Source organism: Ruegeria sp. A4 (assembly GCF_056543025.1).
In genome coordinates this window covers 15,069-28,390 of sequence record NZ_JBQGAW010000007.1, presented here as the reverse complement: position 1 = coordinate 28,390, position 13,322 = coordinate 15,069, and the positions used below count along the sequence as shown (strand labels likewise).

Sequence of the window (13,322 nt, the reverse complement as noted above, 5' to 3'; positions counted from 1 at the left end):
TGCAACGCAGACGCTAGGCCCTGTGCAACAAAACGCAAGGAGACCCTTCATGTCCAACCCTTCGCTCCTTATCCTGCCCGGAGACGGAATTGGCCCGGAAGTCATGGCCGAAGTGCGCAGAATCATCGATTGGTTCGGCGCCAATCGCGGTCTTCAATTTGACGTGAGCGAGGACCTGGTCGGCGGTGCCGCCTATGACGCCCACGGCAAGCCTCTGTCCGATGAGACGATGGCCAAGGCGCAAGAGGTCGACGCGGTTCTGCTGGGCGCTGTCGGCGGTCCGAAATACGACGATCTGGATTTCAGCCTGAAGCCCGAGCGCGGCCTGCTGCGCCTGCGCAAGGAAATGGACCTGTATTCGAACCTGCGCCCGGCCCAGTGCTTTGACGCGCTGGCTGACTTCTCGTCGCTGAAGAAAGACATCGTTGCCGGTCTGGATATCATGATCGTGCGCGAACTGACCTCGGGCGTTTATTTCGGTGAACCACGCGGCATCTTCGAGGAAGGCAATGAACGCGTCGGCATCAACACCCAGCGTTACACCGAATCCGAGATTGAACGCGCCGCACGCTCGGCCTTTGAACTGGCGATGCGCCGGAACAAAAAGCTGTGCTCGATGGAAAAAGCCAACGTGATGGAATCGGGCATCCTGTGGCGCGAAGTGGTCAACCGCGTTTCCGCTGACTACCCCGAAGTTGAGCTGAGCCATATGTACGCCGACAACGGTGCCATGCAGCTGGTGCGCGCGCCGAAACAGTTCGACGTGATCCTGACCGACAACCTGTTCGGTGACATCCTGTCCGACTGCGCCGCGATGCTGACCGGGTCTCTGGGTATGCTGCCGTCGGCATCGCTGGGCGCGCCGATGGCCAATGGACGCCCCAAGGCGATGTACGAGCCCGTACACGGATCCGCCCCCGATATCGCGGGTCAGGGCAAAGCCAACCCGATCGCCTGCATTCTCAGCTTTGCGATGGCTCTGCGCTACAGCTTTGATCAGGGTGAGGAAGCCGATCGGCTGGAAGCTGCGATCGAGAAGGTTCTGGCCGACGGCGTTCGCACCGGCGACCTGCTTGCGGATGAGGGCGTTCAGCCCGTCTCGACCAGCGAAATGGGCGACGCGATCCTATCTGCATTGGACGCAAGCGTCTGAGTGACGAAAGTAAGAAAAACCAAAAGGCGGTGCACCGGGCACCGCCTTTTTTTGTTTTGGCGTTTCGAGATTGCTTTAGTTGCCGCCGAAAATGTTCTTCAGCAGATTGTTGATGTCATTGGCAAAACCTCCGCGCTTTCGGCGGGGCTGCGGCTGGGCAACCTGAACCGGTGGTTCCGGCGCCATCATCGGCAAGGGCGTGGGTGTCATCCCCTCGGTCACGCGCAGCATGGTTTCTTTCCAGATCTCGGCCGGCAAGCCACCACCGGTCACGCCGGACAAGGGCGTGTTGTCATCATACCCCATCCAGACCCCGGTCACATAATCCGCCGTGAACCCGATGAACCACGCATCGCGCGCGGCTTGGGTCGTGCCGGTCTTGCCGGCCACCTGCCAGCCGGGCAATTTGGCCCGCCCGCCGGTTCCTTCAGAGACCACGCGCTCCATCATCCAGGTCAGTTGTTTGGCAGCCTTTTCATTGATCACCCTCTCGCCAATACCGGTCGTCGTGACCATGACGGGTGTTTCGTCGCCCAGCAGCTTCAGTTCGGTCAGCCCATAAGGTTCAACCTGTGACCCACCATTCAGGATGCCTGCATAAGCCCCGGTCATCTCGATCAACGTGCTTTCAGATGCACCCAGCGCCAGCGCAGGCCCCTGTGCCAGGTCGCTGGCAATCCCAAAGCCGCTGGCCACCGTCCGAACATTGTCCAAGCCGGAAATCTCGGCCACTTTCACCGCCGGTATGTTCAGCGAGTTTTTCAGCGCATCCGCCAAGGTCACCCGCCCATAATACTTGTTGGTGTAGTTCTTGGGGCACCACTGGCCCGACCCCGGAATATCGACGCAATAGGGTTCATCCATTACCGTATCCAGCGGCGAATATCCAAGTTCCAGCGCGGTGGCATAGACGAATGGCTTGAACGATGATCCCGTCTGTCGCAACGCCTGCGTCGCCCGGTTGAACGCGCCAGAAACGCGTGTCTTGCGCCCACCAACCATCGCGCGCACCGCACCGTCGGCCGACATCACCACAATGGCCGCCTGTGCCTTTGATCCTTCGCGCACTTTTTCCTGAAAGATGAACTTCAGCGCCTCTTCCGCAGAGGTCTGAATGCGCTGATCCAAGGTTGTCCGGATCACCACATCTTCGGTCGTGTTGCGGGTAAAGAACTCGGGCCCGCTGGCCATGACCCAATCTGCAAAATACCCCCCGGCCCGCGCAGCCGCCGCCTCGGACAGTTGGGCCGGGCGCGCCCGCGCTTCGCTGGCCTGCGCAGCGGTCAGATAGCCCTGATCCTCCATCAGACCGATTACAAGGCGGGCCCGGTCCTGCGACCGTTGCAGATTGTTCGTCGGCGCATAGCGTGTGGGCGCAACCAACAGCCCGGCCAACATCGCTGCCTCGGCTGGCGAGACTTCGGCGGCGGACTTGCCAAAGTACCGCTGGCTTGCGGCCTCGAACCCGCGCGCGCCTGCACCAAGGAAAGCCCGGTTCAGGTAGATCGTCAGAACCTCATCCTTGGAGTATTTCACCTCCATCGCCATTGCATAAATGGCCTCTTTGGCCTTGCGCCACAGCGATCCCTGACGGCAATCGGCTTCATAGGCGGCCTCTGATTCCCATTCAGTCGGATCATAAGGCACGCCCAGACACAGCAGTTTGGCCGTTTGCTGCGTTATGGTTGACCCGCCATGCCCGGACAACGGGCCGCGCCCTTCACTCAGGTTGATGCGCACGGCGCTTGCCACACCGCGCGGGCTGACCCCGAAATGGCGATAGAACCGTTTGTCCTCGGTCGCGATGACCGCGTTTTTCAGATGCGGCGACACCGTATCGGCAGTGATCACCCCGCCAAACTGGTCGCCGCGCCAGGCAAACACTTTGCCGTCGCGGTCCAGCAGAGTGACAGACCCGCGCGCACGGCCGTCCAACAATGCATCCAAGTCAGGCAACGTGGAATAGACGACACCCACCGCCAAGGCGATCAGGATGGCCACGACCGCTCCGACCCGCCAGGTCAGACCCCAGACCATGCGCCAGACCCAACGGAAGAAACGACGCAAGATGCCGCCGCCTTTGCCCCCCGATCTTTTGCGCGTCTTTTTGCGCGCAGTTTTGCGTGAGGTGGTTTTGCGAGCCGTCGCCTTCTTGCCCGCCGGGCGCTTGGATGCCGACGGTTTACGACCCTTTGACGGGTACCTTTTATCCGCAACCAATTTCGGCTTGCGTCGCTTGGACTCAGTCATGCTCAAACTCTGCCCGGGTTTTCTTTTGCGCCACCATACCCCGGTGATCTGAGTATGTAGAGGTCCGAATTTCCGAAATTTCCCCTCACAATACTGCCTATTATTTAATCAGCGTGCCTATTTTGTGCAAATAATGTGCAACTTTTCGCCGTTTGGCGATCCTTTGGCCCTCAAGAGCCGTTTCTTACCACGATCAGTCGCGCATTTTTCTGCAGGTGCAAACAAACCGGTTCCACCGGAGAACCAGAGGGGAAAGACGTGAAACTGATCATTGCGACAATCAAGCCGTTCAAGCTGGAGGAGGTGCGCGAAGCACTGACCGAAGCCGGCGTGCGCGGCATGATGGTAACCGAGATCAAGGGCTTCGGCTCGCAATCCGGCCACACCGAAATCTATCGGGGGGCCGAATACGCGGTGAACTTCGTGCCCAAGATCAAGCTGGAAATCGTGGTGCCTGCCGCGATGACCGACCAGATCGTCGAGACCATCACCAAAACCGCCAAGACCGGAAAGATCGGCGACGGCAAGATTTTCGTCCTCGATGTCGAGCAGGCGCTGCGCGTGCGGACCGGGGAAACCAACGAAGAGGCGCTGTAGGCGCCGCGACCGACAATCATTCGAGGACTGAACATGAACCTGATGAAATCTCTCATTCCTGCCGCGGCGATCGTCGCGCTGCCGCAGATGGGCCTGGCGCAAGAGGCCACCGGCGAGACTGCGCAGCATACGCAATACATCCTGACTTCGCTGTTGTTTCTGGTCGGCGGTTTTCTGGTATTCTGGATGGCCGCGGGCTTTGCCATGCTCGAAGCCGGCCTGGTGCGTTCCAAGAACGTTGCCATGCAGCTGATCAAGAACATGGGCCTGTTTTCCTTTGCAGCCATCATGTACTGGCTGGTGGGCTTCAACCTGATGTATCCGGGCGACGGCTGGACGATCACCGGCATTCTGGGCGCGTTCTCGCCAACCTCACTGGAACCGGTTGGTCTGGCAGGTGTCGAAACCGACCTGTCCTATGCGTCCGTCGGATCGGACTTCTTCTTCCAGCTGATGTTCTGCGCCACCACCGCGTCCATTGTGTCGGGCACCATGGCCGAGCGCGTCAAACTGTGGCCCTTCTTCTTTTTCGTGATCGTTCTGACAGGCATCATCTATCCGATCGAAGCGTCCTGGCAGTGGGGTGGCGGCTGGTTGTCCGAGATGGGCTTCAGCGACTTCGCCGGCTCGACCCTGGTTCACGCCGCAGGTGGCTTCGCAGCTCTGGCCGGTGCCATCGTACTGGGCCCGCGCATCGGTAAATACAACAAGGAGGGCAAAGTTGTGCCTATCCCCGGCTCGAACCTGGCGCTGGCAACCCTGGGGACGTTCATCCTGTGGCTGGGTTGGTTCGGCTTCAACGGCGGCTCGCAGCTGGCAATGGGCACGATCGGAGACATGGCCGATATCAGCCGTATCTTCGCCAACACCAACATGGCCGCCGCCGCCGGTGCCGTCGCCGCCCTGATCCTGACGCAGGTGATGTATGGCAAGGTCGACCTTACCATGGTTCTGAACGGCGCGCTGGCCGGGCTGGTCTCGATCACCGCCGAACCGCTGGCGCCGTCGCTGTTCCAGGCACTGATCATCGGGGCCATCGGTGGCGTGATCGTAGTCTACACCGTGCCGCTGCTGGACAAGATGAAGATCGATGACGTGGTCGGCGCCATCCCGGTTCACCTGATCGCGGGCTTCTGGGGCACCTTCATCGTGGCATGGACCAACGGTGATGCGTCCTTCGTGACCCAGATCATCGGCTTCGCAGCCATCGGGATCTTCGTCTTCGTGGTCAGCTTCATCCTGTTCTCGATCCTCAAGGCCACCGTCGGCCTGCGGGTGGGCGAGGAAGAAGAGATCAACGGGCTCGACATGGGCGAACTGGGCATGGAAGCCTATCCCGAATTCTCGAAAGGCTGAGCCCACCTCCACCCAAACAAGAAACCCGGGCACGAATGCCCGGGTTTTTTTGTTTGGCAATGCCTGAAAATCAGACGCCGACGTCGACAATCGCCTGTGCAAGGATCGGAACGGTGTTGGCGTTCAGACCGGCGATGTTGAGGCGGCTGTCGCCAACCATGTAGATGCCGTGTTCAACGCGCAGCTTCTCGACCAACTCCGGGGCCGCACCCAAGCGCGAGAACATGCCGCGGTGCTGGGCGATGAAACCAAAGCGGTCCGAGCCGCTCAGACGCTGGAGTTCGTCGGCCAGTTGGCGACGCAGGCCCAGCATCGACAGGCGCACCTCTTCCAGTTCTGCCATCCAGTCGGCGCGCAGGGCTTCGTCCATCAGGATCGTGGTCACAACACGTGCGCCGTGGTCGGGCGGAAAGGAATAATTCTGGCGGTTCAGGAATGCCAATGTACCCTGGTTCAAAGCGGTCTGCCCGGCATCGGCGCTGATGGCCATCAGCAAACCGGTGCGTTCGCGATACACGCCGAAATTCTTCGAGCATGACGCCGCTATCAGGCATTCCTTGACCGAAGACGCGACCAGACGTGTTGCTTGCGCATCCTCTTCCAGACCGTCGCCGAAGCCTTGATAGGCGATGTCGATCATCGCAACGAGGCCAAGTGCGTTGATCAGGTTCACGACCTCCTGCCATTGAACCATGTTGAGGTTGGCGCCGGTCGGGTTGTGGCAGCAACCGTGCAGCAGAACCACGTCACCCGCCTTGGCGGTCTTCAGGTCTTCGATCATGCCGTCGAAATCGACGCCACGTGTGTCACCATCGAAATAGCGGTATGGAACCGTCTCGATCCCCAGGTAGTTCAGGATCGACAAGTGGTTCGGCCATGTCGGGTTCGACACGAAGACGCGGGCCGACGGGTTGGCCATACGGATCATCTCGAAGGCCTGACGGCAGGCGCCGGTGCCGCCCGGTGTCGCCACGGCGGCGATGTTGCCGCGTTGAACCGAGGTGCCGAGGATCAGCCCGATCATCGCATCCGCATAGGCCGGGTCGCCGGCCAGCCCGGTATAGGCTTTGGTTTCCTGCTCTTCCCAGACGCGCTGCTCGGCCGCTTTGACGGCGCGCATGACCGGGGTGATACCTTCCGCGTTTTTGTAGACGCCAACGCCCAGGTCGATCTTCTGATCACGCGGGTCTTCGCGGTACATCTGCATCAGCGCCAGGATCTTGTCGGCAGGCTGCGGTTTCAGGTTCTCGAACATCAGGTCTCTCCGGTTGCGACGGGCAGGGTCGGGAAGGCGCCCCATTCAGCCCATGAGCCGTCATAAAGCGAGTGGTCTTTCTTGCCCATGCGTTCAAGCGCAAGGCTGAGGATCGCGGCGGTCACGCCAGACCCGCACGAGGTGATCGCCGGTTTCGACAGATCGACGCCCGCGGCCTCGAATATGGCGCGGCACTCTTCCGGCGACTTCATGGTACCATTGGCGTTCAGCAACTGGCCAAAGGGGACATTGCGTGAACCCGGAATATGCCCCGAGCGCAGCCCCTCGCGCGGTTCGGCCTCGGCCCCGGAAAACCGGCTGGCAGAGCGGGCGTCGATGATCTCATGATCACCCAGCTTGGCGGCGGCGGAAACTTGCGTGACATCCCGAACAAGCTGATTTTGCACCCGGACGGTCATATGACGATCACGGATGACTGGCGGCAGGTCTTCGACCTCGCGCCCTTCCGCCTGCCATTTGGGGAATCCACCATCCAGAACTGCGATGTTTTCCTGCCCCATCAGACGGAACAGCCACCAGACGCGCGCAGCCGACATCAGCCCAGCACCATCGTAAACCACGACTTGATGACCGTCGCCCACACCCATCGCCCGCAGGCGCGACATGAATTTCTCGACCGGAGGCGCCATATGCGGCAAGTCGGAACGGTGGTCTGATATCTCGTCTATGTCAAAGAACCGCGCCCCGGGGATGTGGCCTGCGTCATATTCCGCCCGTGCATCACGATTTTGCGCGGGCAAGTACCACGACCCGTCCAGAATCCGCAGATCCGGATCCTTCATATGCGCGGCCAGCCATTCGGTGGATACGACGGTTTTTGGATCGTCCTGCATCAAAGCCTCCCCTAAGCGCGCTTGATTTTTCCCTATACCCGGCGGCATAGGGGTTCAAGGCTGGATAGCGCTCACTTGGCGCTGCGCAGGCGGAAATGTTGGATAATCCCAATGAGGCTGATCAGAATCCAGAACCCTTCGATCAACATTGATGCGAGATTGAAGTTCTGGAGCAGGGAATAGACGATCAGCACCGAGCCCAGCAGGTTGATCACGGGAAAGGCCAGATCATCCGAGTTCATCATTCGCATCTGTGTTGCGAAATACGCGGCGACCACGATCAGAGCCCCGAAAGAGCCGATGGCGTCGACGATGGTCAGGCTGTCGAAAAATGCGGTCATGAATGGGCCTTGCCGTTCTCTACAAATTCGGTGTGTTGGGCGTAATGATGCATGTTCAGAAAGGCCGCCCCCGTTGGACCGGCGCGATATCCGTGCGGAAGATCGGCCGCGAAACGCAACCCCTGCCCGGCCTGTAGGGAAACCCACTCGTCTCCGCGCAGGATCTCAAGCGTGCCGTTCAGAACAAAGACCTCCTCGGTCACGCCTGTCGCGTGGGCGGGCGAATCGTGGCTTTGGTTCGGCTTGAGGTTGACGTGGAACGTCTCGGCCCCCAGAGCGGGATCGAATGGAAAGACGATCTTGACCTCGATCGTGCCGGGGAAAGTTACGGTCTGAAAAACCGAAGGGTCCCCGTTCACCGTATCGATCAACGCGCTGAGCGGCAGTTGAAACCCCTTGGCAATTTTCCACAGCGTTGCGATGGTCGGGCTGGATTCGCCGCGCTCGATCTGCCCCAGCATGGCTTTGCTCACGCCCGTCATCTCGGCCACTTTCGACAGGCTCAGGCCCGATGCCGCACGCACGTCTCGCAGTTTCAGCGTTATATCGTCAGAGTTCATCTCGTCGTCCCGCGAATCCTCTTGTGCGTTATAGCGCACATGTGGTACGTGCGCTATAACGCACGAACCCCAAGACATGCAACCCGAGGCAACAGGGAAACAGCATCATGCCATTGTACCGATCCAGAACCTCAACCCACGGCCGCAACATGGCTGGCGCACGCGGCCTTTGGCGCGCCACCGGCATGGGAGACGATGATTTTGGCAAACCGATCATTGCCATCGTCAACTCGTTCACCCAGTTCGTGCCCGGTCACGTCCACCTAAAGGACCTGGGTCAGATGGTTGCGCGCGAGGTCGAGGCCGCCGGTGGCGTCGCAAAAGAATTCAACACGATCGCGGTGGATGACGGCATCGCAATGGGCCATGACGGGATGCTGTATTCGCTGCCCTCGCGCGAAGTCATTGCGGATTCGGTCGAATACATGGTCAACGCGCATTGTGCCGACGCCATGGTCTGCATCTCGAATTGCGACAAGATCACCCCCGGCATGCTGATGGCCGCGATGCGCCTGAACATCCCTGCCATATTTGTCTCGGGCGGGCCGATGGAGGCCGGCAAGATCGATATCGCAGATCTGGATGCCAAGAAAATCGACCTCGTCGACGCCATGGTCGCCGCGGCGGACGACAAATTCACCGACGAACAGGTTCAACACATCGAAGAGAATGCCTGCCCGACCTGCGGGTCCTGTTCTGGCATGTTCACTGCGAACTCGATGAACTGTCTGGCCGAAGCGTTGGGCCTGGCCCTGCCGGGCAACGGCTCGACACTGGCGACACATGCCGACCGCAAAGAGCTGTTCCTTGAGGCAGGCCGCCGCATCGTCGAGATCACCAAGCGCCATTATGACCTAGACGAAAAAGGTTTTCTCCCACGCGAGATTGCCACCTTCGAAGCATTCGAAAACGCCATGAGCCTCGACATCGCCATGGGCGGGTCCACCAATACGGTGCTTCATCTGCTGGCCATCGCGCATGAGGGTGGCGTCGATTTCACCATGTCCGACATGGACCGCCTGAGCCGCCGCGTTCCCTGCCTGTGCAAAGTCGCGCCCAACACCGAAAATGTGCACATGGAAGACGTCCATCGCGCCGGAGGTATCTTCTCGATCCTCGGAGAGCTCAGCCGCGCAGGCCTGCTGCACGAGGAATGCAACACGGTACATTCGGCCACAATGGGTGAAGCGATCGCCAACTGGGACATCAAGGTCGCCAACAATCCAAAGGCGCAGGAGCTGTTCAAGGCCGCCCCCGGCGGGGTGCGCACCACACAGGCGTTTAGCCAGTCCAACCGGTACAAGGAACTGGACACCGACCGCGAAGGCGGCGTGATCCGCTCGAAAGAACACGCGTTCAGCCAGGATGGTGGTCTGGCCGTTCTGTTCGGCAATATCGCCCGCGACGGCTGTATCGTGAAAACTGCTGGCGTGGACGCCAATATCCTGAAATTCACCGGCTCGGCCTACGTGTGCGAAAGTCAGGATCAGGCGGTCAACGACATTCTTACGGGCAAGGTGAAAGAAGGCGATGTGGTCGTCATCCGCTATGAAGGCCCGCGCGGTGGCCCGGGGATGCAGGAAATGCTATATCCGACGTCATATCTGAAGTCCAAAGGACTTGGCAAAGCCTGCGCGTTGCTGACCGATGGCCGTTTCTCGGGCGGCACATCAGGCCTGTCGATCGGCCACGTCTCACCCGAAGCGGCCGAAGGCGGTGAGATCGGTCTGGTTCAGAATGGCGACACGATCGAGATCGACATCCCCAACCGCACCATTCATCTGGCGGTTTCGGATGAAGAGCTGGCCACCCGCCGCGAAGAACAGGACGCAAAGGGGTGGGAGCCCGCCGCACCGCGCAAGCGCAAGGTGTCAACCGCGCTCAAGGCCTATGCCAAGCTGACGACAAGCGCAGCAAAAGGGGCTGTGCGTCAAGTCTAAGCACCTGCGCGACCGGCTTGCCGAGGCGGCGAGCCGGGTAATCAACCGCCCTCAAGAGCTCCCACGCCCAAATCGCACCATCAGCTTCGCTGATGCCACGTTTGGCCTTGGGCCCGGCGCCGCGCAACGCGCGGCGCCGGGCCCAACCGGAGGAGATGTTTCGCAAGAAATATCGACGACGGGCAGGAGCACCCCACCGTCAGTCGCCCAATTTGGCGTGGATTTCATCCAGATCGATTTCACCGATCGGCATCTTGTTCGCCGGGTTTTCGAAGTCGTATTTGAACAGCTCGAAATCCTGCTTGTAGATCTCGTAGACCAGATGCATTGACAGATCGTCAAAGTAGTCCTCGACCGGATGCGCACGTTTTGGCCCGTGCCCTTCGGATTCATTGAACCGTGGAATCTCGGACAGTTTGACCGGGTGCTTCAGATCGACACTGTCCAGAACATCCTGCATCCCGTCATTGAACGCTTCTGTCCAGAATATCCGGTCATAGTGACCGCCGTTCACGATGAAAGTGGACACGTGGCCTGACATCGCAGACCAGTGAATGTCCGGGTCCATCGGGCGCCGCCACCGGATCGTATCACGTGCAAACAGCAGAAACCGGCGGAAGCTGGCGATCTGGTCAAACTCTCCCTTGCCGTCGTCGCCGCCCACTTCGATCCCGTAGTTATAGATCAGCGTCGGCACCAGATTGCCCCGGTATCGCTTGCCGTTGCGTTGGATGCCGCAGATCTTGTCAAAGAATGAGCTGAGGATGCGGGTGTAGGGATTGCGCACGCAAGTGAAAGAATAGGACGCGTGATTGCGCACGTTGTTCGAGATCAGCTCCTGGCTCTGATCAAACGCCCATTTGTGCATGCCGTCCTTGGCATCATGGATATCACCGTCAAAGAACTGACCATGATCCGAGAAATACATGATCTGACCAATGGTCGAGCAGGCACATTTGGGCACCACGCGGTACACCATGCTTTCGCTCTCGGTCATCCAGGTACCGGGAAACCCCATCTGCTGCGCCTCCTCCGCTGGCCAGGTCTCGATGCGATACGCCAGCTTTTGGTTACAAAGAACCAAAATTATTCTGTTTATTCAATCGTTCATCCTCAGTATCACGGTTGAAATCAGGCAGAAACGGATATTGCGTAATCTCAATGGCAAAAGTCGCCTATATATTGCTGTGTCACAAGGACCCTGAAGCCATCATTGCACAGGCCGAACAACTGACAGCTGTCGGCGATTGCATGGCCATCCATTTTGACGCCAGCGCCAGCGCCAAAGCCTATGAACGCATTCGTTCCGCACTGGATCAGAACCCCAATGTGACCTTTGCAAAAAAACGCGTCAGATGCGGCTGGGGAGAATGGTCGCTGGTCCGGGCCACGCTGAACGCCCTGGAGGCCGCTGTGGAAACCTTCCCCCGCGCCACACATTTCTACATGCTGTCGGGTGACTGCATGGCGATCAAAACCGCTGAATACACGCACCGTTACCTCGACGATAACGACAAGGATTTCATCGAAAGTCACGATTTCTTTGAAAGCAACTGGATCAAGACCGGCATGAAGGAAGACCGGCTGATCTATCGCCACTACTTCAACGAGCGCACGCAGTCCAAGCTGTTTTATGCCGCCTATGAATTGCAAAAGCGCCTCGGTCTGACGCGGGACATCCCCCAGGACATTCAGATGATGATCGGCAGCCAATGGTGGTGCCTGCGTCGCAGAACCGTCGAAATGATTCTGGATTTCCTGCGTCAGCGCCGGGATGTGATCCGTTTTTTTTCGACCACGTGGATCCCTGATGAAACCTTCTTTCAGACGCTGGTGCGTCACCTGATCCCAAAAAATGAGATTGAAAACCGAACGCCGACCTTCCTGACGTTCTCGGACTATGGAATGCCGGTCACGTTCTACAATGATCATTATGACATGTTGCTGGGCCAGGATTATCTGTTCGCCCGCAAGATCAGCGCCGAGGCGCATGAGTTGAAGGCCAGGCTCGGCTCGCTCTATGCAAGTGAGGGTGTCGATTTCCCGATCTCGAACGAGGGGCGCAATCTGTATGCGTTTCTCACCGGCCGCGGGCGTATCGGCCGCCGGTTCGGACAACGCTTCTGGGAAGCCGCGAGCGTACTCGGCCCGGAACGGGAACTGTTCGTGATCGTCTGCAAGAAATGGCATGTCGCCAAACGTCTTGTCGATCAGATCGCATCTGAAACGGGTATTCCTTGCGTAGAATACCTGTTCAACGAAGAAAATACGTTGCTGCCGGACCTGGGCGGGATCGAATCCACACTGACCAAGCGCTCTCGTCACCGGCGCGCCGTTCTGCGCCTGTTGTTCGACAGTTTCGGCTCGGATCAGCTGGTGCTGTGCCTTGACCCGGCCAATCTTGACGCGCTCGAGGATTTCTGCGGCGACCAGGCCAAAACTCACGTGCTTGAGATCGAATGCGAATACTCGGACGACTATCTGATCGGCCACGCGCGTCGCGTCGGGCTGGCCGGAGACAACAGCCCAACGGAAACCGTTGCTTCCTTGCTGCCGACCCTTCGCAACGATCTGGGCTATGAATCCGAACGGATCCGCGCCGCCTGGCTGGACAATTACCTGCGCCTACGGGAAACGGCCCCGCGCGCCGACAATGAAGCGGTTATTGCCATGTTTCTTGGGGTTGGTGAAGACAAAGCCCAAGCCATCATGCAGTTGGATTACCTTTTCCTCGACTGATCCCCAAAGCCCTTCACAGATTGTCTGCCCGAAGGCTGGCACCCGTGACCCGCGCAATCCAAATCGCGGATGGCAGATGTTCCGCCACGCAAGGCAGCAGCCGCCTCCGCAACTGCACTCGTGATTTTTATTCAAATATCGGATACTGTGCAGCCAATTGGGCCATTTTGTTCATACTTTTTCCATCAGCAACACGGCCCTTGCCAGGAACAAACACAGATAACAGGCAGGTCTTTTATTCTGAATGACCGGTGTCCGAGCTTCGAAGAACCAGAGG

General features: G+C 59.1%; 11 protein-coding genes. 5 read left to right on the top strand and 6 right to left on the bottom strand.

The window, feature by feature from the left end; all coding sequences use genetic code 11:
- Positions 1–49: 49 nt before the first annotated feature.
- Positions 50–1,153, top strand: coding sequence for a 3-isopropylmalate dehydrogenase (gene leuB / locus ACR0E2_RS16530; RefSeq protein WP_171120093.1), 1,104 nt, complete (start codon positions 50–52; stop codon positions 1,151–1,153).
- A 75-nt stretch (positions 1,154–1,228) separates the two neighbouring features.
- On the opposite strand, the gene ACR0E2_RS16525 is transcribed toward leuB, so the two are convergent.
- A complete protein-coding gene (locus tag ACR0E2_RS16525) occupies positions 1,229–3,403 on the bottom strand; it encodes a transglycosylase domain-containing protein (RefSeq protein ID WP_480447164.1) in 2,175 nt (724 codons plus the stop codon).
- Positions 3,404–3,661: 258 nt separating this feature from the next.
- Between ACR0E2_RS16525 and ACR0E2_RS16520 the strand changes: the two genes are divergently transcribed.
- Positions 3,662–4,000: a P-II family nitrogen regulator gene (locus ACR0E2_RS16520; RefSeq protein ID WP_152459713.1), complete on the top strand. Its 339-nt coding sequence runs from the start codon at positions 3,662–3,664 to the stop codon at positions 3,998–4,000.
- 33 nt (positions 4,001–4,033) lie between these two features.
- Positions 4,034–5,356, top strand: a complete 1,323-nt coding sequence (locus tag ACR0E2_RS16515; protein WP_480447163.1) for an ammonium transporter — start codon at positions 4,034–4,036, stop codon at positions 5,354–5,356.
- A 70-nt stretch (positions 5,357–5,426) separates the two neighbouring features.
- Here ACR0E2_RS16515 and ACR0E2_RS16510 read toward each other — a convergent pair whose 3' ends face one another.
- The 4 genes from ACR0E2_RS16510 to ACR0E2_RS16495 form a co-directional block, all read right to left on the bottom strand.
- Positions 5,427–6,611, bottom strand: a complete 1,185-nt coding sequence (locus tag ACR0E2_RS16510) for an amino acid aminotransferase (protein WP_480447162.1) — start codon at positions 6,609–6,611, stop codon at positions 5,427–5,429.
- Complete coding sequence (sseA, locus tag ACR0E2_RS16505; RefSeq protein WP_480447161.1) at positions 6,611–7,465, bottom strand: 3-mercaptopyruvate sulfurtransferase; 855 nt, start codon at positions 7,463–7,465, stop codon at positions 6,611–6,613. Before sseA ends, ACR0E2_RS16510 begins: the two co-directional genes overlap by 1 nt.
- Before the next feature lie 71 nt (positions 7,466–7,536).
- A complete protein-coding gene (locus ACR0E2_RS16500) occupies positions 7,537–7,806 on the bottom strand; it encodes a CBU_0592 family membrane protein (RefSeq protein ID WP_152459709.1) in 270 nt (89 codons plus the stop codon).
- Positions 7,803–8,366: a helix-turn-helix domain-containing protein gene (locus ACR0E2_RS16495; protein ID WP_480447160.1), complete on the bottom strand. Its 564-nt coding sequence runs from the start codon at positions 8,364–8,366 to the stop codon at positions 7,803–7,805. Before ACR0E2_RS16495 ends, ACR0E2_RS16500 begins: the two co-directional genes overlap by 4 nt.
- A 107-nt stretch (positions 8,367–8,473) precedes the next feature.
- Between ACR0E2_RS16495 and ilvD the strand changes: the two genes are divergently transcribed.
- Entirely contained in the window at positions 8,474–10,306 is a 1,833-nt protein-coding gene (gene ilvD, locus ACR0E2_RS16490; RefSeq protein WP_480447159.1) for a dihydroxy-acid dehydratase, read from the top strand.
- Positions 10,307–10,505: 199 nt separating this feature from the next.
- On the opposite strand, the gene ACR0E2_RS16485 is transcribed toward ilvD, so the two are convergent.
- Entirely contained in the window at positions 10,506–11,324 is an 819-nt protein-coding gene (locus ACR0E2_RS16485; RefSeq protein WP_480447158.1) for a sulfotransferase family protein, read from the bottom strand.
- Between the two features lie 143 nt (positions 11,325–11,467).
- On the opposite strand from ACR0E2_RS16485, the gene ACR0E2_RS16480 reads away from it, so the two are divergent.
- Positions 11,468–13,045: a DUF5928 domain-containing protein gene (locus ACR0E2_RS16480; RefSeq protein ID WP_480447157.1), complete on the top strand. Its 1,578-nt coding sequence runs from the start codon at positions 11,468–11,470 to the stop codon at positions 13,043–13,045.
- Positions 13,046–13,322: the final 277 nt, after the last annotated feature.

Excerpts from the sequence above, each read along its gene's own strand:
- ACR0E2_RS16510 (WP_480447162.1), bottom strand. The coding sequence starts at position 6,611 with ATGTTCGAGAACCTGAAACCGCAGCCTGCCGACAAGATCCTGGCGCTG.
- sseA (WP_480447161.1), bottom strand. The coding sequence starts at position 7,465 with ATGCAGGACGATCCAAAAACCGTCGTATCCACCGAATGGCTGGCCGCG.
- ACR0E2_RS16495 (WP_480447160.1), bottom strand. The coding sequence starts at position 8,366 with ATGAACTCTGACGATATAACGCTGAAACTGCGAGACGTGCGTGCGGCA.
- ACR0E2_RS16500 (WP_152459709.1), bottom strand. The coding sequence starts at position 7,806 with ATGACCGCATTTTTCGACAGCCTGACCATCGTCGACGCCATCGGCTCT.
- ACR0E2_RS16515 (WP_480447163.1), top strand. The coding sequence starts at position 4,034 with ATGAACCTGATGAAATCTCTCATTCCTGCCGCGGCGATCGTCGCGCTG.
- ilvD (WP_480447159.1), top strand. The coding sequence starts at position 8,474 with ATGCCATTGTACCGATCCAGAACCTCAACCCACGGCCGCAACATGGCT.
- ACR0E2_RS16485 (WP_480447158.1), bottom strand. The coding sequence starts at position 11,324 with ATGGGGTTTCCCGGTACCTGGATGACCGAGAGCGAAAGCATGGTGTAC.
- ACR0E2_RS16525 (WP_480447164.1), bottom strand. The coding sequence starts at position 3,403 with ATGACTGAGTCCAAGCGACGCAAGCCGAAATTGGTTGCGGATAAAAGG.
- leuB (WP_171120093.1), top strand. The coding sequence starts at position 50 with ATGTCCAACCCTTCGCTCCTTATCCTGCCCGGAGACGGAATTGGCCCG.
- ACR0E2_RS16480 (WP_480447157.1), top strand. The coding sequence starts at position 11,468 with ATGGCAAAAGTCGCCTATATATTGCTGTGTCACAAGGACCCTGAAGCC.